Raw genomic sequence first — 19,038 nt, forward strand, 5'->3', positions numbered from 1 at the left:
AGAGTCAGCGCGGGGGCTTCGCCGGCTGCTTGTAGTGGTCGGCGACCACCCGCGCCATCGCGCCGATCGGATCGAGCGCGATGTCCTTGGCGGCGAAGAAGACATGGCCGCGCACCTGCGGGTAGCGGCCGGCCAGAGTCAGGTGCCGGGAGAGCTCCGCCGGGTCCTGCCAGGCGGCGGGCTGCTGGGGGTCACCGGCCTTGTACAGCGCCTCCCCCACGTACAGGCGTACGGCCGTGCCCTGGACGGTCTTCACCCACCAGCGCACGAGTTCCGCGTAGTCGGCCGCGGCGAAGCCGATGTTCCAGTAGATCTGCGGGCAGATGTAGTCCAGCAAGCCGGAGCGCACCCAGGCCCTCGTGTCCGCGTACAGGTCGTCGTACGTCTGGACGCCGGCCCGTGTGGCCGAGCCCCGGGAGTCGGTGGCGGCGTTGCGCCACACCCCGAAGGGGCTGATCCCGAAGCCGGCGGTGGGCCGGACGCGCCGGACGCGGGCCGCGACCTCCTCCACCAGCAGGTCGATGTTGTTCCGGCGCCAGGCCGCCCGGCTCTCGAAGCCGCCGCCGTGTGCGGCGTATGCCGCGTCGTCGTCGAAGGCCTGGCCCGCGACGGGGTACGGGTAGAAGTAGTCGTCGAAGTGGACGCCGTCGACCGGATAGCGCTGCACGGCGTCGAGGATCGCGTCCTCCACGAAGGTGCGGACCTGGGGCAGACCGGGGTTGTAGAAGAGCATGCCGCCGTAGGGCACGACCCACTCGGGATTTCTGCGCGCCGGGTGCGAGGGCACGAGCCGCGAGAGGTCGGTGTGGATGGCGACCCGGTAGGGGTTGAACCAGGCGTGCAGCTGAAGCCCCCGCGCGTGCGCCTCCTCGATGGCCGTACCCAGCGGGTCCCAGCCCGGGTCCTTGCCTTGAGTGCCGGTGAGGTACTGGGACCAGGGCTCGTACGTCGAGGGCCACATCGCGTCGGCTGTGGGGCGGACCTGGAAGAAGACCGCGTTCAGCCCGCGCCGGACCGCCGTGTCGAGGTGGGCGCGCAGCTGGGCCTGCTGGACGGCGGGCGACAGGCTGGAGCGGGAGGGCCAGTCACGGTTGAACACGGTCGCGAGCCACATCCCCCGCAGCTCGGTGGTCGCCTGCCGTCGCCTCGGTGCGGCCGCCGCGCCCGTGGTGAAGGCCGACAACGCGGCCACCGCGAACGCCCGTCGTGACAACTGGCTCATCTGCCCCGCCCTCGTACACTGTGGATCCACACCGTCACGGATCGTTACCGCGCCCCAGCATGCACGCACCCTCACGATCGATCATCGATACTTCGGAGTAACGTGCACGAATGGAGCAGGCGACCGGTACCCGAACGGACCTGCCACAGCCGTAGATCAGCGAAAGGGACGATGTGACCGACATCGAACGCGTCGGAGTGGTGGGCTGCGGCCAGATGGGAGCGGGCATCGCAGAGGTGTGCGCCCGTGCCGGACTGGACGTGAAGGTCGCCGAGACCACCGGCGAGGCCCTGGAGATCGGGCGGACCCGCCTGTTCAACTCCCTGTCCAAGGCAGCCGAGCGAGGCAAGATCTCCGAGGAGGAGCGGGAGGCGACGCAGGCGCGCCTCACCTTCACCACCGACCTCGGCGAGTTCGCCGACCGCGACCTGGTGATCGAGGCCGTCGTGGAGAACGAGCAGGTGAAGACCGAGATCTTCCAGGTGCTCGACCAGGTGGTGACCCGCCCCGACGCCATCCTCGCCTCCAACACCTCCTCGATCCCCCTGGTGAAGCTCGCGGTCGCCACCTCGCGTCCGGACCACGTGGTCGGCATCCACTTCTTCAACCCGGCCCCGGTGCAGCAGCTCGTCGAGCTGATCCCGGCCCTCACCACCTCCGAGGGCACCCTCGGCCGGGCCCAGCTGTTCGCGGAGAAGGCCCTTGGCAAGCATGCGATCCGGGCCCAGGACCGCTCGGGCTTCGTGGTCAACGCGCTGCTCGTGCCCTATCTGCTCTCCGCCATCCGGATGTTCGAGTCGGGTATCGCCGGCCGCGAGGACATCGACAACGGCATGGAGATGGGCTGCGCCCACCCGATGGGCCCGCTCAAGCTCTCCGACCTGATCGGCCTGGACACGATCGTCTCCATCGCCAACTCGATGTACGAGGAGTACAAGGAGCCCCTGTACGCCGCTCCCCCGCTGCTGCAGCGCATGGTGGAGGCGGGCCGGCTGGGCCGGAAGACGGGTTCAGGCTTCTACACCTACTCCTGATCCCATCGCAGGCTTCTGCCCTGACGCCTGATCACGGACCGTGGGCCTTCGGCCGGTACGGGCCCGGCACCGTTCGCGGTGCCGGGCCCGCTCCATTCACACACCGTGTGCGCATCGGACCCGCATATGCCACGCGCACACTCTCCCCACCCGTCCGCCAGGCGAGTTGACTTCTCATGCGCATGCAAGGGATGTGACGACTACGGAAAGGAGCGGACTTGTGACCCCCGACCCCGAGCATCCCGTGGTCCATGGAGATGTCGCAGAGTTACGCCGTCGCCTCGACGTTGCGCAGGCACGGGTGGAGGGAGGACTGGCCCTGCTCAGTCAGCGCGCCGAGCAGACCGCCAAGGATCTCGACGACCTGAGCGAGCGGGTCGTGGCACTGGAGCACACGCGCTGGCCGCTGCCCGCGGTAGCCGCCCTCACGGCCGTGGGCGCACTCGTCGTGGCGGTCTGGCAGGCTCTCGCCCGCTAGCCGCCGGGACGCCGTACGGGATTCAGGGCACAGCGTCCTGCCCGAGCCTGAGGTGATGCAGGAGGAGCAGCGCGGCTGCCATGTTCGCGGCCGGGACCTCTCCGCGGGCGACCATGTCGGGGACCAGTTTGAGGGACACCCATTCCCGGCGGTCCGACTCGAAGTCGTCCACGGGGTGCCCGACGTACTCGCCCTCGTCGGCCCAGTAGATGTGGTGCCGGGCGTCGGTCAGTCCGTTGGAGGGCTCGACGCTCATGAGATGGCGCAGGGGTCCCGGTCGCCAGCCGGTCTCCTCCTCGAGTTCGCGGGCCGCCGCGGTGGCGATGTCCTCGCCGTCCTCGACGACCCCCGCGGCGAGTTCCCATCCCCAGCTGTCGGTGATGAAGCGGTGCCGCCACAACAACAGCACCTCGTTGGCCTCGTTGACGACGGTCGCCACGGCGACGGGCCGCAGCCGTATCAGGAAATGGTCGAGGTGCCGACCGTCCGGCAGCTCGACATCAGCGAGATTGACGCTGAACCAGCGGTTCGCATAAACGGTTTGTTCGTTCTGCTTCGTCCACTGCACGGTTCTGCCACCTTCCACTCAGTAAGTGGCAATATCGCAGCAGGAGCGTCCACGCAGCAGGCTCACAGCGATGCATCCCCGGCGCGGCGGCGGGCGCGACCGTCCGCGCCGAGGGGGCCGGCACCCGCATCCGGTGTGGTGGGAGCGGGTCTACAGCGGTACGCGCAGTGCGCCGTCGATGAGTTCGGCCGCGTCCGCCGTTCCCGCACCGCCGCTGCGTACCAGGTGCTCGCGTACCGCCCGCAGTCTCTCGCGCAGACGCATGGACTCCATTCCCCGGGCCCGCTCCGCCATCTCGACCGCCGTGGCCACCGCCTTGTCGGCGTTGCCCTGGCGCAGCTCGATCTGACTGAGCATGGCGAGCCGGTGCACCCGGCCGCGGTCGTGCGCGGGAGTGCCGACGGCGGCCGCCGCGTGCTCCCCTGCCGCCGTCAGATCGCCGAGGCTGAGCAGAGCCTCCGCGACCTGGACGTTGACGAGGCCGGGCTGGACATAGCCCGTCTCGTCCGGCTCGTATCCGCGCCTGATCCGTTCCGCGGCCGACTCGGCCCGCCGGATGCACGACAGCGCTCCCGTGGCGTCGCCGAGGTGTGCGTACGCCTTCGCCTGCATCGCGTACAGGTCCGAGGCCAGAGCCGGAGTGATCTGCTTGCCCGCGGCGCGCAGCGCGGCCTCGGCGAACGCGACGGCCTGCCGGTACTCCTTCATGAACAGCGACTGGTTGACCAGCAGCGCTATCACATAGGCGCCGAGCCCCCGGTCGCCGCTGGCCTTCGCCAGACGCAGGGCCTGGTGGAAGTAGCGCTGGGCCAGGCCGTGGGCGTCCGAGTCGTAGGCGCAGATGCCGGCGATCGCCACCAGGCCGCCGGTGGCGCGGTGCAACTGGCGGCCCATCGCGTCGGTGTAACTGCCGCGCAGCAGGGGCGCCGTCTCGGAGTTGAGGAAGCCGACGATGCGACTGCGGGTCGCGACGCCGCCCGCCTTGCGGTACATCTGCTCGTAGTGGGCGCGGGCGGACCGCAGTGTCTCGATGTCGGCCGGGGTGACCCGGTGACGGCCGCCCCGTGAGACGTCCACGTCCTCGGGCGGGTTCTCCCATTCCCACACGGGCATCACGGCGGGCGTACCGGTGACGGCGGGCGCGCCCAGGATGTGGGGGCGCTGCTGCTCGTCGGAGCGCCACAGGGCGGTGGCCCGTTCGACGAAACCGGACAGGCCGGAGCCGTGCGGGGCGGCCGGTTCGCCGGGCACGCCGAGGCCGATGTCGTCGAGCGTCACCGGGCGGTGCAGCCGGGCGGCGAGGACCTCGCAGATCAGGTCCGGCACCTGACCGCGCGGACGCTGGCCCTTCAACCAGCGTGCCACGGCGGTGTGTTCGTATCTGAGCGCAAGGCCGCGGGCCCGCCCTGCCTGGTTGACGTGCGCGGCCAGTCCCGCGTGGGATATCCCGGCCTCGTCGAGGATCGCGTCGAGCAGAGTGTTGGGCTGCATGGGTGCCCCCCGGTGACTTCGTCTCGACAGCGTAGTGCGTTCGGATTCACACGGGGTGTGAACGAAGTGCGCGAAGCCGGGCTGTGCGCGCGCTGCCGCAGAGGGTTTCCGGCCGCTTGACTTGAATCCCTCGTAAGAGGCCGGCCGGGCCGCCGGCTCCCCCTCGTACAGTGCGGCGGTCCGATTCCGCGCCGTCCGTCCCGCTGCCTGCCCGACACTCCGTGGCGGGGCGGACGGCGCGGCCGTGGTGCACAGGAACGCGCGGGGAGGCGCGGGTCCGGCCGCGAGCGGTCCGCGGCCGGACAGCCACGCGTTCCGCCGGCGCCGGCGCCGCCCAAATGAGCCGGGGCGCGCGACACCTGGCGCGGCTTCACGACATGGCCGGGTCATCCGGGTGCGCCCCACGGGAAAGATCCCCCCGTGGGGCGCACCGCACCGGACAACGCACAACGATCCGACCACGAGGGGTCGGACCCGTCTTAGCTCCGCAGCGTGGCCCCTGCCCGCTCGGCGGCGGTGACGACCGGAGCGCAGGGCACCTGGCCGCATTGCCGGTACAACCAAGTGCGCCCTACGAGAGGAACCCCCGCGGACCCGACCGTGAGGGGCAGGACCGCGCCCGACTCCCCAGCATGGCCTGCCTGCTCGACGGCCGGCGCGACCGCGGCACACGACGCCCGACACGGCACATCACCGCGTCGCCGCGCCATCCGAGTGCGTGCCACGAGGGAAGAACCCCGAGGGCGCACCGCAACGGACATCGCGCACCGACCCCACCGCGAAGGGCGGGACCCCGCCCAACTCCGCAGCACGGCCCCGCCCGTTCAGCGGTCGGCGCGACCGCGCCGCAGCCCACACGAACCAAGTGCGCCCCACGAGGGAAGATCGCTCGTGGGGCGCACCGCATCAAATGTCGTGCGACGATCCGACCGCGACGGGTCGGATCCCGCCTAGCTCCGCAGTGTGGCTCCCGTCCGCTCGGCCGCCAGGGCGACCGCGGCGTCGCGGGCCGCGGAGGCCTCGTCGACGGTCAGCGTCCGGTCGGGGGCGCGGAAGCGCAGCGCGTACGCCAGCGACTTCTTGCCCTCGCCGAGCTGCTCGCTCTCGTAGACGTCGAACAGCCGCAGGGACTCCAGCAGCTCGCCGGCGCCCTCGCGCAGCGCGGCCTCGACGTCCGCGTGCGGGACGTTCCCGTCGACGACCAGCGCGACGTCCTGGGTGGCGACCGGGAAGGTCGAGATCCGGGGGCCCTTCACCGGCCCCGTGCCCGACTGCTCCAGGACGTCCAGGTTCAGTTCCATCGCGCAGGTGCGCTCGGGCAGACCCAGGGTCTTCAGGACGCCGGGGTGCAGCTCACCGGCGTACCCGACGACCTGCTCGGTCCCCTCGGTCACCACGGCCAGTTCGGCGCAGCGACCGGGGTGCCAGGGACCGTACTGGCCCTTGCGGACGACGAGGTCGGCCCCCACCTCACGGGCGACGGCACGCGCGGCCTCGATGGCGTCGGCCCAGTCGGCCGGGCGGCCCTTGCCCCACCAGCCGACTTGCTCGCGGGCGCCGGCGAGGACCACGGCGATGTGCCGGGGCTGCTCGGGCAGCGCTGCCGTGAGCGAGGCGATCTCCTCGTCGGTCGGGCGGCGGTCGACGGGCAGGCGCGAGGCGACGCGCTGCTCCGCGCGCGGGTGGAAGACCAGCCCGGTCTCGAAGAGCGCCAGGTCGTGCGAGCCGCGGCCGTCGTTGCGGCGCAGCGCGCCGAGCAGGCCCGGCAGCAGCGTCGTACGGAGGGCGGGCTCCTCGTCCGAGAGCGGGTTGACCAGCTTGACGACCCGGCGGTTCGGGTCGTCGGCGGCCAGGCCGAACTGGTCGAAGATCTGCTCGCCGATGAACGGGTAGTTCGGCGCCTCGACATAGCCGGCACCGGACAGCGCGCGGCCGACACGGCGGTGCAGCCGCTGCCGCTCGGTCAGGCCACGGCCCGCCGGGGGCTTGGGCAGCGTGGAGGGCAGGTTCTCGTAGCCCTCCAGCCGGATGACCTCCTCGGCCAGGTCGTTCGGGTCGGTCAGGTCGGGCCGCCAGGACGGGACGGTGACGATCAGCTCGTCCTGCCCGTAGACGTCGCAGCCGACCTCCTGGAGCCGCCGTACGACGGTCTCGCGGCCGTAGTCGACGCCCGCCACCTTGTCCGGGTGGTTCGCCGGAATGGTGATGGTGCGCGGCGCGGACGGCGCGATGACCTCGGTGACACCGGCCCCGGCGGTACCGCTCCCGAGCAGGACCAGCAGGTCGACCGTGCGCTGGGCGGCGGCGGGCGCGGCCAGCGGGTCGACACCGCGCTCGAAGCGGCGGGACGCCTCGGAGGCCAGCTTGTGGCGGCGGGCCGTACGCGCGATCGAGATCGCGTCGAAGTGGGCCGCCTCGATGACGACGTCGGTGGTGCCGCCGTTCTCGTGCTGGTGGTCGGCGATCTCCGTGTTGGCGCCGCCCATGACACCGGCGAGGCCGATCGGGCCGCGGTCGTCCGTGATCACCAGGTCCTCGGAGTCCAGCGTGCGCGTGACGCCGTCGAGGGTGGTGAGCTGCTCGCCCGGCTCGGCCCGGCGCACGCCGATCGTGCCCTGGATGAGGGAACGGTCGTACGCGTGCAGGGGCTGGCCCAGCTCGATCATCACGTAGTTGGTGATGTCGACGGCCAGGGAGACCGGGCGCATGCCCGCCTTCTGCAGCCGGCGCTGCAGCCAGATCGGGGAGCGCGCCTCGGGCTCGATCCCGGTCACCGTACGCGCCGTGAAACGGTCGCAGCCGAGCGGCTCGGAGACCTGCACCGGGTAGCCGGAGGCGTTCGGCGCCGGGACGTCGATCAGCGCCGGGTCGCGCAGCGGCAGACCGTAGGCGATGGCGGCCTCCCGGGCGATGCCGCGCAGCGAGAGCGCGTAGCCGCGGTCCGGGGTGACGGCGATGTCGAGCACCTCGTCGACCAGCTCGAGCAGTTCGATCGCGTCGATGCCGACCTCGGTCTCGGGCGGCAGCACGATGATGCCCTTGCTGCCGTCGTCGCCCATGCCCAGCTCGTCGCTGGAGCAGATCATGCCGTGCGAGGTCCTGCCGTACGTCTTGCGCGCGGCGATCGAGAAGCCGCCGGGCAGCACGGCGCCCGGCAGGACCACGACGACCTTGTCGCCGACGGAGAAGTTGCGGGCGCCGCAGACGATCTCCTGCGGCTCACCCGTGCCGTTGGCCTGGCCGACGTCGACCGTGCAGAACCGGATCGGCTTCTTGAAGCCCTCCAGTTCCTCGATGGACAGCACCTGGCCGACGGCCAGCGGGCCCTTGAGGTCGGCGCCGAGCTGCTCGACGGTCTCGACCTCGAGACCGACCGAAATGAGCTTGGCCTGGACGTCGCGCCCGGTCTGAGTCGCCGGCAGGTCGACGTACTCCCGCAGCCAAGAAAGCGGGACCCGCATCAGATCTCCATCCCGAAGGGCCGGGTGAACCGGACGTCACCCTCGACCATGTCTCGCATGTCTTCGACGTTGTGGCGGAACATCAGCATCCGCTCGATACCGAACCCGAAGGCGAATCCGCTGTACTTCTCGGGGTCCACGCCGCAGGCGACGAGCACCCGCGGGTTGACCATGCCGCAGCCGCCGAGCTCGATCCAGCCCTCGCTGGAGCAGGTGCGGCAGGGCCGGTCCGGGTTGCCGACGGACTCGCCCTTGCAGACGTAGCAGAGCATGTCCATCTCGGCGGACGGCTCGGTGAAGGGGAAGTAGTTCGGCCGCAGCCGGGTCTTCATGTCCGGCCCGAAGAGCGACTGGACCATGTGGTCCATTGTGCCCTTGAGGTCGGCCATGGTCAGGCCCTCGTCGACGGCCAGCAGCTCGATCTGGTGGAAGACCGGGGTGTGCGTGGCGTCCAGCTCGTCCGTGCGGTACACGCGGCCGGGGCAGACGATGTAGACGGGGGGCTCGCGGTCGAGCAGGGAGCGGGCCTGGACCGGCGAGGTGTGCGTGCGCAGCACCACACCGGACTCGCCGTGGTCGCCCTTGGGGCCCTCGACGAAGAAGGTGTCCTGCATCTGCCGGGCCGGGTGGTCGGGGCCGAAGTTCAGGGCGTCGAAGTTGAACCACTCCGCCTCTACCTCGGGGCCCTCGGCGACCTCGTACCCCATGGACACGAAGACGTCCGCGACCCGCTCCATGAACGTGGTCAGCGGGTGCCGTGCGCCGGCCGGTACGCGGTCGTAGGGCAGGGTGACGTCCACCGACTCCTCGACCAGCACGCGGGCGTCCCGCTCCGCCTCCAGCTCGGCCTGGCGGGCGGCGAGCGCCTTGTTCACGGCGCCGCGGGCCATACCGACACGCTTGCCGGCGTCGGCCTTGGCGTGCGGGGGCAGGGCGCCGATCTCGCGGTTGGCGAGGGCCAGCGGCGAGGCGGGGCCGGTGTGGGCGACCTTGGCCTCGTGGAGCGCGTCGAGGGAGTCCGCGGTGCCGAAGGCGGCGAGCGCCTCGTCCCGCATGCGCTCGATCTCTTCCGGTTTCAAGGCCTCGACCTCGACAGGGTCGTACGACTTATTGGGTGCCGACATCTCTTCCCGTGCTTCCGATTGGCTGGCTGAAGGTCCCCGTCACTGGTCCTGACACTGGTCCGATGACACTTTCCGATGACGAATCGTCGCCGACTTCGGGACGCAAAGGTGCCAAAGGCCGAGTCTAACGGGGTGGGAGCGGCAACCGGGCCGAGTGTCCACGAGGCGGCCGGACGGCGGCTCCCTGAAAATGCGGAGGAGCCCGTGGGCCTCGGCGGCGTTACAGGAGATACGCCGGTGTGCCCACGGGCAGGCTGAATCGGAACTCGGCCCCGCCACCGCGGGCGCGGCCGACCGTGATGGTTCCGCCGTGGGCCTCGACGATGCCCTTGACGATGTAGAGCCCGAGACCCGTACCGCCACGCTTGCTGCCCCGCCAGAAGCGGGTGAAGACGCGGTTCATGGATTCCTCCGGGATGCCGGGGCCCTCGTCGCTCACCGTGACCGACGTGGCGGTGTTCTCGTCGTTCCCCCCGTCCCCCGCTTCGCGCCGGGACGCCGAGGGGGTGATGTCAATGGTGACGGTTCCCTCGCCGTGGCGCACGGCGTTTTCGATCAGGTTGCTCAGCACCTGGTCGATCTTGTCGGGGTCGGCCCAGAGGGCGGGCAGCGGGTGCTCCATGCGCAGCAGGAAGCGGTCGGCCGGCTGGCCGGCGGCGACATACGCCTGGATGTGCCGTCCGACCGCCGCCCCCATGTCGACGGGCTGGCGGCGCAGCTCCAGCCGCCCGGAGTCGATCCGGGAGATGTCCAGCAGTTCGGCGATGAGCCGGGTGACGCGGTCGGCGTCAGCGTCGACGGTCTCCAGCATCAGCCGCTTCTGGTCGTCGGTGAAGCGGTCCCACTTGGCGAGCAGGGTGGCCGTGAAGCCCTTGACGGACGTGAGGGGCGAGCGCAGTTCATGGGCCACCGTGGCGATCAGCTCGGCGTGGCTGCGCTCGGTGCGGCGTCGCGCCTCGGTGTCCCGGAGGCAGACGACGACGCGGCGGATGGGCCCGGTGGGGTGGGTCCGTACGTAGTGCGCCGACACGAGCACTTCCCGCCCGCCGGGCAGCAGCAGGTTGCGCTCCGGCTGCCGGACGCGGATGGTGAGGCCGCCGTACGGATCGGTCAGCTGCCACCAGCGCCGCCCCTCCAGGTCCTCCAGCGGCAGCACCTGGTCGAGCCGCCGGCCGAGGGCCTCCACGGCGGGCAGGGCGATGATGCGGCCGGCTGCGGCGTTGAAGCAGATCACCAGGCCGCGCTCGTCGGCGACGACGAGTCCGTCGGGCAGTTCGTCCGAGTCGATGCCGAGCCCGGCGAGATCACCGGGCTCGGAGGCGGGCGTGCGGCCCGCGTCACGTGCTCCCGGTGCCCTGCTCGTGCCGATCATGCCCGTACCCCACCTCTCGTCGGGGGGCGCACCCCCGAGCCCGCCACCCTACTAGCCGGATGTGACGGAACGGCACCCTCCGGCCGCGCGCTGTGCACGCGCGGACGCATAGAGACATACGGCGGCGGCGGTCGCGAGGTTCAGGCTCTCGGCCCTTCCGTGGATCGGCACCCGCACCACGGCGTCGGCGAGCGTCCGGGTCTCCTCCGGCAGCCCCCAGGCCTCGTTACCGAAGACCCAGGCGGTGGGGCCGCCCATGGTGCCCTTGTCGAGCTCGTCGTCGAGGTCGTGCTGCCCCGCGCCGTCTGCGGCCAGGATCCGCACCCCGGCGCCCTTCAGCCCGGCGACGGCGTGCTCGACGGGGACGCCGACGGCCACCGGCAGATGGAAGAGGGAGCCGACGGAGGCGCGGACCGCCTTGGGGTTGTACAGGTCGACGGAGGCGTCGGTGAGGACGACGGCCTCGGCACCGGCGGCGTCCGCGCAGCGCAGAACGGTCCCGGCGTTCCCGGGGTCGCGGACGTGGGCGAGGACGGCGACCAGCTTGGGGCGTGCCTCGAGGATCTCGTCGAAGGGCGTGTCGAGGAACCGGCAGATCCCGACGAGGCCCTGCGGAGTGACGGTGGTGGAGATGTCGGCGATCACGTCCTCGGCCGCGAGGTGCACCCGGGCCCCGGCGTCACGGGACTCCCCCACGATGTCGGCGTACCGCTCCGCGGCTTCGACGGTGGCGAACAGCTCGACGAGGGTGGGCCGGCCCTCGGCACGGTGCGCGGCGGCCTCCCGTACGGCCTGCGGCCCCTCCGCGAGAAACAGCTGCTCCTTCCCTCGGAAGCTCCGCCTGGCGAGCCGCCGCGCGGCGCTGACGCGGGGGGAACGGGGGGAGATCAGCTCGGGGGTGGCGGGGGCCATGGTGTTCACTTCCGGGGGTTCAGGAGTCCGTCGGCGCGCGGCGGCGATCCGCGGAGCGGCGGATGTGTCGTCTTCGGAACGCAGTCGGACCCGCAGGCCGGGAAGCCTGCGGGTCCGTGGTCACGTCGGCCAAGGCCGGCGCAGCGGTCAGGCGGCCGCCTTCGGGGCGTTCACATCCGCCGGCAGCGCCTTCTGCGCGACCTCGACGAGCGCGGCGAACGCGTCGGCGTCGTTGACGGCCAGCTCGGCCAGGATCTTGCGGTCGACCTCGACGTTCGCGGCCTTCAGACCCTGGATGAAGCGGTTGTAGGTGATGCCGTTGGCGCGGGCAGCGGCGTTGATGCGCTGGATCCACAGCTGACGGAAGTCGCCCTTGCGCTTCTTGCGGTCGTTGTAGTTGTAGACCAGCGAGTGGGTGACCTGCTCCTTGGCCTTGCGGTACAGGCGCGAACGCTGACCGCGGTAGCCGGAGGCCTGCTCGAGGATCGCCCGACGCTTCTTGTGGGCGTTGACTGCCCGCTTGACGCGTGCCACTTTTTAACTCCTTGTAGCGGGGCCGCGGTTGAACTCACGCGGCCCGGAATCGATTGGGTCCCGGTCCAGACGTGCGGCGCGAAGGGATCGAAGGATCCGGCGCCGCCGCGTCACTTGCCGAGAAGCTTCTTGATCTTCTTGGCGTCGCCCGGGGCCATCTCGGCGTTGCCGGTGAGGCGACGCGTCAGACGGGACGACTTGTGCTCGAGCAGGTGGCGCTTGCCGGCGCGCTCGCGGAGCACCTTGCCGGAGCCGGTGATCTTGAAGCGCTTGCTGGCACCGCTGTGCGACTTGTTCTTCGGCATAGCGCCGTTCTCTCCTCGTCGGTGGCGCTCCGGTGCCCGGTCACTGAAACCGGGCACGTTGGAACGTCGCTCTTGTATCGGTTGGTCCTGGGACTGACGTCCCGGGGGTCACGCCTCGGCGGAAGCCTCGGCCGGGGCCTCGGTGGTCTCGGGCTCGGCGGCGTTCTGCGAGCGGCCCGGGTGGGCCTTCGCCTCGGCCTTGCGAGCCTCCTGCGCCTGACGAGCCTCGGCCATGGCCTCGGTCTTCTTCTTGTGCGGACCGAGAACCATGATCATGTTCCGGCCGTCCTGCTTCGGGTTCGACTCGACGAAGCCGAGGTCCTGGACGTCCTCCGCGAGACGCTGCAGCAGCCGGTAGCCCAGTTCGGGCCGGGACTGCTCGCGACCGCGGAACATGATCGTGATCTTGACCTTGTCGCCCTGCTTGAGGAACCGGACGACGTGACCCTTTTTGGTGTCATAGTCGTGCGGGTCGATCTTCGGCCGGAGCTTCATCTCCTTGATGACCGTGTGCGCCTGGTTCTTGCGCGCCTCACGGGCCTTCATGGCCGACTCGTACTTGAACTTCCCGTAGTCCATGAGCTTGCAGACAGGCGGACGGGCGTTCGCCGCGACCTCGACCAGGTCCAGGTCGTACTCCTGCGCAAGCTCCAGGGCCTTGGCAAGCGGCACAATGCCCACCTGCTCGCCACTGGGACCGACAAGTCGCACCTCGGGAACGCGAATCCGGTCGTTGATGCGGGGCTCGGTGCTGATGGATCCTCCTCGGTAGCACCATCACGACCGTCTGGCGGACAGCCGCGTATGTCTGGTTGACATGGGACCAAACCATCGCGGCGCATGAAAAATGCCCCGGACGGTACACAGGCGGGGCTCCAAAGATTCCGGAGCACCGCCGCGGGTGGACCGCGGGGCGCACATTCGGGCGACTCCACCGTCCGTACGGAACGGTGGTGGCCGCCTGACCGGTGACCCGCCGTCCCGGAGGACGGTCAGGTGGGAGATCGGAGCCTCCACTTGTGGGCCGGGCACTGCCATGTCCGGCCGGTCGTCACACAAGGTTAGCAGCTCCCCGGGAGTGGTGCGAACCGGCGTGCACCGGGCATCTGCCGCCCCGCCCCCGAGGCCGCCTCCCCTGCCCTCCCGGGAGCGGAGAGGCATCTGCCGGGGCCTATCGTGAGGGACATGAGTGACTCCCCCGAGGAATCCCCGGCCGCCGCTGAGTCCCCGGCCGCCGACGAGAACCGCGACTTCGACGCCATGGCCCGTGACATCGCGGACGTCCCCGCGGTCGAGGTGATCGTCACGGTCGCCGTCAACCTGATGAGCGCCGCCGCCGTGAAGCTCGGGCTGACCGAGGAAGGCGACAAGTACAAGGACCTGGACGAGGCCCGCAAGCTGGTGCACGCCCTCGCCGGGCTGCTCGACGCGAGCGCGACGGAGATCAGCTCCTTCCACGCGGCTCCCCTGCGCGACGGACTCAAGTCGCTCCAGCTCGCCTTCCGCGAGGCGTCGGTCGTCCCGGACGAGCCGGGCCAGGGCCCGGGCGAGAAGTACACGGGGGCGGTATACGGCTAGACGGCCGGACCGCACGGGCCCGGCAGGGTCTTCGCACCCCGCCCCGCCCCGGGAGCGGAACCGTCAGGAACGCACGAACAAGGGCTCGCCCGGAGGCGTCGCCCCGGCCGGCAGTACTGCCAGGTCGAGGCCGCGCACCAGGCGGGCCCTCAGCGTGTCGTCGGCGGCCATGCGCTGTGCCACCGCGCGGGCGGCCTCGGCCGGGGGCACGGACGGATCCAGGACGAGCGCCAGGGTGCCGTCGGCCTGCCCCGCGCCGAGGTAGGCGCGCAGCACGGCGGGCTCGGCGGCGACGGCGGCCCGCACCGCCGCGGTCACGGCCGGGTCGGCGAGCGGATCGGTCGTCGTGCGCCCCTCCGCGAGGGCGAGCAGCGCGGGGCCCGTGAGCTCGAACGGCACCGGTCCCGACAGGTCCAGCACGATGGTGTCGGCCTTCTCGTGCACGGCGGCCTGCAGGGCCTGGTGCAGCGGAACGGCGACGGGGCGGGCCGCCGGGTCCCAGCGGGCCAGCGACTCGGTGGAGGTGAAGGCGGGCAGGGCGGTACGGCTGCCGGCCTTCAGCGTCGGCACGGCCATCTCGCTGGTCTTCTCGCGGCGCAGCCCGTTCTCGTCCTCCTCCGTCTCTCCGAGGATCGCGACGACGGGAACCAGCAGCCGTGCGCCCTTGAGCGCCTCCAGAACGGGCCCGACGGCGGTGCGGTCCTCGGCCCACGCGGTGAGCGCCGCGCTCAGCCGCGGATCGGCGCTGCCGTCGTCGTCGGAGAAGCCGGAGTCGGGAATGTTCTTGTTCGCCACGGTCACCGACCCTATCGGGGGGCCTTTGCCGCGCTTGTGCCGACCCTGCGGCACGGCGGCCATGCGGTTCACGGGTTTCTCAGACATTGCTGAGCCGCATCTCACGTCCGTCCAACGCCCCGCACAGCACCGCCCCCGAGCATCGCGGCCATGGAGTCCCACAGAGCCCGTCGCCGCCGCGCCCGTTCCCCGCGGGGCCGCCCGCTGCTGTACACGATGCTCGCCACGATCGTCGTCGTCGGCGGTACGGCGGCCGGGACGGCGTATGTGAGGGCGCAGGCGCACGCCGACACGGGCGCCGTATCGTCGCAGTCGTCGGTGACGCCCTCGGCGTCGGCCACGGCGAGCCAGGAGGCATCGGTGGAACCTGCGGCGGAGCCCTCGGTGGACCGGGGCGCGTTGCTGGCGAAGGCCATGAAGTCGGTGCCCGCCGAGGACGGGACGGACGTGGCCGTGGCCGTTCTCGACATGGACTCCGGTGACAGCGCCGTGTACGGCGACGGCGCCTTCGACACGGCCAGCATCGTGAAGGTGGACATCCTGGCGACGCTGCTGCTCCAGGCGCAGGACGCGGACCGCAAGCTGACCGAGCAGGAGAAGACGTACGCCACCGCGATGATCGAGGACAGCGACAACGCCTCGGCGACGGCGCTGTGGACCGCGATCGGGGAGGCGGGCGGGCTCGACAGCGCGAACAAACGCTTCGGCCTCACGGACACCACGGGCGGCGACGGTCCTCTGTGGGGCCTGACGCAGACCACGGCGGCCGATCAGCTCACCCTGCTCCAGCAGGTGTTCGACGACGGCTCGAAGCTCAGCGACGCCTCGCGGTCGTATGTCCGGGAGCTCATGGGGAACATCGCGGCGGGCCAGCACTGGGGGGTGTCAGCGGCCGCCGACGGGTCCCGGTGGGCGCTGAAGAACGGCTGGCTGGCGCGCAGCACGACCGGTCTGTGGGACGTCAACAGCATCGGGCGGATCACGGCCGACGGCCACGACTATCTGGTGGCGACCCTGTCGAAGGGCAACTCCACGCAGGCGAAGGGGATTTCGCTGGTGGAGGCGGTCGCGCGGGCGGCGGTCGCGGTGTTCGCCTGACGGCTCGGCCCCGAGCGGGTGCTCACCGGCCCCGGGTGCGCGTCCTGGTGCGGCCCCGCCACAGCACCACCGAGGTCACCAGCAGCGCCACGCCCAGACCGCCCGCCAGCGCGCCCGCCCAGCTCGGGGAGCCCCCGGCGCCGTCGGCCTTGTCGGGGCCCCGGCCGAAGTACTTCTGGCCGTACGCCGCCGGGTGAAGGGACTCCGGTTTCAGCCCGGCCGCCGCCTTGATGGCCGCCGCGGGGTCGATGACCCCGAAGCCGCGGGAGTCGTCCCGACCGCCGGTGGGGGCGTTGCGGGCCGTGCGCTCCAGGAGCTGCTTGATCTCGGCCGGGGCGAGGCCCGGATGGGCGGCCTTGATCAGCGCGACGGCGCCCGAGACGAACGCGGACGCCGCGCTGGTGCCCCAGCCCTCGTAGTACTTGCGGTCGGGATCGGCGATGACGACGTCGACGCCCGGCGCGCTGATGGTGGCGTACCAGCGGCGGGTGGAGAAGGAGGCGCGGACACCGTAGCGGTCGACGGCGGTCGCGGCGATCACGCCCGGATAGGCCGCCGGGTACGAGATGTGGTCGCCCTTCTCGCCGCCGTTGCCTGCCGAGGCGACGACGACGGCGCCCTTCTTCAGCGCGTACTGCACCGCGTCGTCCTCGGCCGCTTCGGGGTGCGCGGAGTCCGAGTCGTCGCCGAGGGAGAGGTTGATGACGTCGGCACCGTGGTCGGCGGCCCAGCGGATGCCCTCGGCGAGGGCGTTGCCCCGGGTGTTGCGTGCCCGGGTGCGGGCCGCGTCGCCATCCTCGAGGATGACGCGGACGGGCAGGATCTTCGCCTCCGGAGCGACACCCACGACCCCGTCGGTGTCGCCGTAGCCATGACCGTGACCGGCGATGATGCCGGCCATGGCGGTGCCGTGCCGGGCCCATGACCGGTCGCCGCGCCCCGCGCCGAAGCCGACCATGTCCTTGCCTGTGAGGACGTTGCCTGCCAGGTCGGGGTGGGTCCCGTCGACGCCCGTGTCGAGGACGGCGACGGTGATCCCCTTCCCCTTGGTCGTCTGCCAGATCTGCTGGGTGTGCAGGGCGTCCAGAGCCCACTCCTGGGCGCGTATGCCGTCGGCGTGCGCCGCCGTCGCGGGCAGCACGGCGAGGGAGCCGGCGAGCAGGACGGTGAGGAGCCGTGCGCCGGTTCGGTGGGGGGTCATGACGGTTTTCCCGTGGCCGAGGTGACGGTCTTGCGGAGGAGGGCCTCGACCTGTTCGGCGAGTCCGGTCGCCTCGTTGCCGAGGCCGGCCTGGGCGGGGGCCGTGGTGGCGCCGGTCTGCATGGCCTGTACGGCGGGCTGAGGTTCGCTGACGGTGCGGCTGTCGGCGAAGCCCGAGACGGCGTAGACGACGACGGGGATGTCGGCGAGGACCGAGACCGTCCAGGAGGCCCGCTGCGCGTCGCCGAACCTCTCGGCGACGGTGCCCTTGGCCGCGTACGGGCGGGGCATCAGATCGGTGCGCCGGGCGAGGCCCTCTTTCTTGAAGCGGCTGCGCGCGGCGGACATCGCGGCGGCGTCGGCCCGGGTGAACAGCAGGCCGACGGTGGTGACATGGCTTTGGGTGGCGTCCGTGTAGGTGGCGCGCAGCAGCCGCAGGCACCCGACGGGGGCGAGGGCCTTGCGCAGCAGGGGGTCGAAGGCGTCCTTGCAGGTGCCGTCCTGGGCGACGCCGATACGCGTCCAGGTGCGGTCGGCGCCGCCGGGGCCGGCACCCGGTCCGTGGACGGTGGGCGGGAAGAGCTGGTCGACGGGGACGCTGTGCCACAGGCTCCCGGCGACGGCGAATGCGCCCTGCACTCCCTCGCCCGAACCGTCCGAGGTGAGCCAGCTGCCGGTCACCGCACCGCCGATGAGCCCGAGCCCGAGCACCAGGCAGGCGGCGGCCGCGGCGGTGTGGGGGTGGACCCGGCCGCCGAACAGCAGCCGGCGTCGGGTGTCGAGGTCGCGTGTGTCGGGCTCGGCGAAGCTCACGAAGGGGCGGGTGGGCGAGGCGGGCTCGGTCTCCTCCCGCGGGTGCTGCAGTCGCGCGGTGGTCTCCACGATGCCCTCGGTGGGCCGGCGGGTGCGCTGCGGCGGCACGCCGGCCGTCGGCGGCGCGTCCGGGAAGCGCGCGGACGCGGCGGGCGGTGGCGGGCCCGCCGGCCGGGTGTTCCGGTCCAGGCGGAGGTTGGGGAAGCGGGCGGATCCGGGTGTGCGCGTCGCGCCACCGTCGGGGTCGCTCCCGGACGCCGGCGCCGTGTCGCCGGAACCGCCGGAAGGGCGCTCGCTGTTCGCGCCCGGCCGGTGTGCGGGCCCGCTCGCGCCGGGGCGGGCCGGGGAAGCGCCGGGTCCTGGCCGGTCCGGCGCACCGTCCGCGGCGGCCGGGGGCGGGGGCGGCGTGCCCCGACCGGTGGGCGGCTGTTCGGGCCGGGACGGCCCCATGCGGACGGACGTCCTGCCGGGCCGGAGCGGCGCCGCCGGCTGCGACGGGGTGCCGGGCCTCGGGGGCTGCTCGGCTTGCGCCGGGAACGAGGACGCGCCGGTGGACGGCGGCTGGGGCGCGGGGGCCTCGGGCCCGGGTGCGCTCCCGGCCGTCGGCGGTCGTTCGGGGCGCGCCGGGATGCTTCCGGGGGCGCGGTCGCGAGCGCGGGACGGGTCGTGCGGGGCGGACGACATGCGGTTCGGTGCCGTCTCGGCCGGCTCATCCGGCGGGGTGGACGGGCGCGGCGGGGTCGTGGGGCGCGGAGGGATGGAGGCGCGGCGCGCTTCCGTGCTCATGCACCCCCCGTTTCGTGGTGGCCGGGCCGCCCCGGACCGTGCCGGGCGATCGACCGCCCATGGGGAGCGGCCGGTCTGCGTGGAGCGGGGACGCCGCCCCGTCCGGGCAGGCATACCCGCGCGCGCGGCCACCCATCCCGGGCGTGCCCGCCCGGGCGGGGCCACCGCTTCCCCGCGTGCGCGTCACTCTACGGGTTGGAGCGCCTCGAACGGGAACCAGTCCGCAGCACCGCGGCATCTGCCCGGATCGTCCCCCTACCCTGCGGT

17 protein-coding genes are annotated in these 19,038 nt (G+C 72.0%); 4 read left to right on the forward strand and 13 right to left on the reverse strand.

The genetic code is table 11. The features are described from left to right. Positions 1-4: 4 nt before the first annotated feature. The gene (locus ABZ904_RS01115) at positions 5-1,222 is read right to left on the reverse strand and encodes a family 10 glycosylhydrolase (protein ID WP_361820416.1); all 1,218 of its coding nucleotides are present in this window, start codon (positions 1,220-1,222) and stop codon (positions 5-7) included. A gap of 173 nt (positions 1,223-1,395) precedes the next feature. Between ABZ904_RS01115 and ABZ904_RS01120 the strand changes: the two genes are divergently transcribed. Further along, positions 1,396-2,256: a 3-hydroxybutyryl-CoA dehydrogenase gene (locus tag ABZ904_RS01120; RefSeq protein WP_359389783.1), complete on the forward strand. Its 861-nt coding sequence runs from the start codon at positions 1,396-1,398 to the stop codon at positions 2,254-2,256. A 220-nt stretch (positions 2,257-2,476) separates the two neighbouring features. Beyond that, positions 2,477-2,734 (forward strand): hypothetical protein, encoded by a 258-nt coding sequence (locus ABZ904_RS01125; protein ID WP_361820419.1) that lies wholly within the window; start codon positions 2,477-2,479, stop codon positions 2,732-2,734. A 22-nt stretch (positions 2,735-2,756) separates the two neighbouring features. Here the strand turns inward: ABZ904_RS01125 and ABZ904_RS01130 are convergent, their stop codons facing one another. The 9 genes from ABZ904_RS01130 to infC form a co-directional block, all read right to left on the reverse strand. Beyond that, entirely contained in the window at positions 2,757-3,302 is a 546-nt protein-coding gene (locus ABZ904_RS01130; protein ID WP_359389776.1) for an NUDIX hydrolase, read from the reverse strand. A gap of 150 nt (positions 3,303-3,452) precedes the next feature. Further along, complete coding sequence (locus ABZ904_RS01135; protein ID WP_359389773.1) at positions 3,453-4,793, reverse strand: transcriptional regulator; 1,341 nt, start codon at positions 4,791-4,793, stop codon at positions 3,453-3,455. 950 nt (positions 4,794-5,743) lie between these two features. Then, complete coding sequence (gene pheT / locus ABZ904_RS01140; protein WP_359389770.1) at positions 5,744-8,254, reverse strand: phenylalanine--tRNA ligase subunit beta; 2,511 nt, start codon at positions 8,252-8,254, stop codon at positions 5,744-5,746. Next, a complete protein-coding gene (pheS, locus tag ABZ904_RS01145) occupies positions 8,254-9,378 on the reverse strand; it encodes a phenylalanine--tRNA ligase subunit alpha (RefSeq protein ID WP_359389766.1) in 1,125 nt (374 codons plus the stop codon). Before pheS ends, pheT begins: the two co-directional genes overlap by 1 nt. Positions 9,379-9,598: 220 nt before the next feature. Further along, a complete protein-coding gene (locus ABZ904_RS01150; protein ID WP_361820424.1) occupies positions 9,599-10,750 on the reverse strand; it encodes an ATP-binding protein in 1,152 nt (383 codons plus the stop codon). 51 nt (positions 10,751-10,801) lie between these two features. Beyond that, positions 10,802-11,662 carry an RNA methyltransferase gene (locus tag ABZ904_RS01155; protein ID WP_359389759.1) on the reverse strand — a complete coding sequence of 287 codons (861 nt, stop codon included), beginning with the start codon at positions 11,660-11,662 and terminating at the stop codon, positions 10,802-10,804. 147 nt (positions 11,663-11,809) lie between these two features. Continuing rightward, positions 11,810-12,196: a 50S ribosomal protein L20 gene (gene rplT / locus ABZ904_RS01160; RefSeq protein WP_361820427.1), complete on the reverse strand. Its 387-nt coding sequence runs from the start codon at positions 12,194-12,196 to the stop codon at positions 11,810-11,812. A gap of 110 nt (positions 12,197-12,306) precedes the next feature. After that, on the reverse strand, positions 12,307-12,501 hold the full coding sequence (gene rpmI / locus ABZ904_RS01165; protein ID WP_003947156.1) for a 50S ribosomal protein L35: 195 nt from the start codon (positions 12,499-12,501) through the stop codon (positions 12,307-12,309). A gap of 108 nt (positions 12,502-12,609) precedes the next feature. Next, positions 12,610-13,257, reverse strand: coding sequence for a translation initiation factor IF-3 (infC, locus tag ABZ904_RS01170; RefSeq protein ID WP_359390237.1), 648 nt, complete (start codon positions 13,255-13,257; stop codon positions 12,610-12,612). A gap of 429 nt (positions 13,258-13,686) precedes the next feature. On the opposite strand from infC, the gene ABZ904_RS01175 reads away from it, so the two are divergent. Continuing rightward, a complete protein-coding gene (locus ABZ904_RS01175) occupies positions 13,687-14,079 on the forward strand; it encodes a DUF1844 domain-containing protein (protein WP_359389753.1) in 393 nt (130 codons plus the stop codon). A gap of 63 nt (positions 14,080-14,142) precedes the next feature. On the opposite strand, the gene ABZ904_RS01180 is transcribed toward ABZ904_RS01175, so the two are convergent. Beyond that, positions 14,143-14,874, reverse strand: a complete 732-nt coding sequence (locus ABZ904_RS01180) for an SseB family protein (RefSeq protein WP_359390234.1) — start codon at positions 14,872-14,874, stop codon at positions 14,143-14,145. A 150-nt stretch (positions 14,875-15,024) separates the two neighbouring features. On the opposite strand from ABZ904_RS01180, the gene ABZ904_RS01185 reads away from it, so the two are divergent. Beyond that, positions 15,025-15,972, forward strand: coding sequence for a serine hydrolase (locus ABZ904_RS01185; protein WP_359389751.1), 948 nt, complete (start codon positions 15,025-15,027; stop codon positions 15,970-15,972). Positions 15,973-15,994: 22 nt separating this feature from the next. Here ABZ904_RS01185 and mycP read toward each other — a convergent pair whose 3' ends face one another. After that, entirely contained in the window at positions 15,995-17,173 is a 1,179-nt protein-coding gene (gene mycP, locus ABZ904_RS01190; RefSeq protein WP_361820432.1) for a type VII secretion-associated serine protease mycosin, read from the reverse strand. Next, on the reverse strand, positions 17,170-18,771 hold the full coding sequence (locus ABZ904_RS01195) for a hypothetical protein (RefSeq protein ID WP_361820434.1): 1,602 nt from the start codon (positions 18,769-18,771) through the stop codon (positions 17,170-17,172). The genes mycP and ABZ904_RS01195 overlap by 4 nt, the downstream gene beginning before the upstream one ends. Positions 18,772-19,038: the final 267 nt, after the last annotated feature.

The organism is Streptomyces sp. NPDC046900 (assembly GCF_040644975.1).
GTDB lineage: Bacteria > Actinomycetota > Actinomycetes > Streptomycetales > Streptomycetaceae > Streptomyces.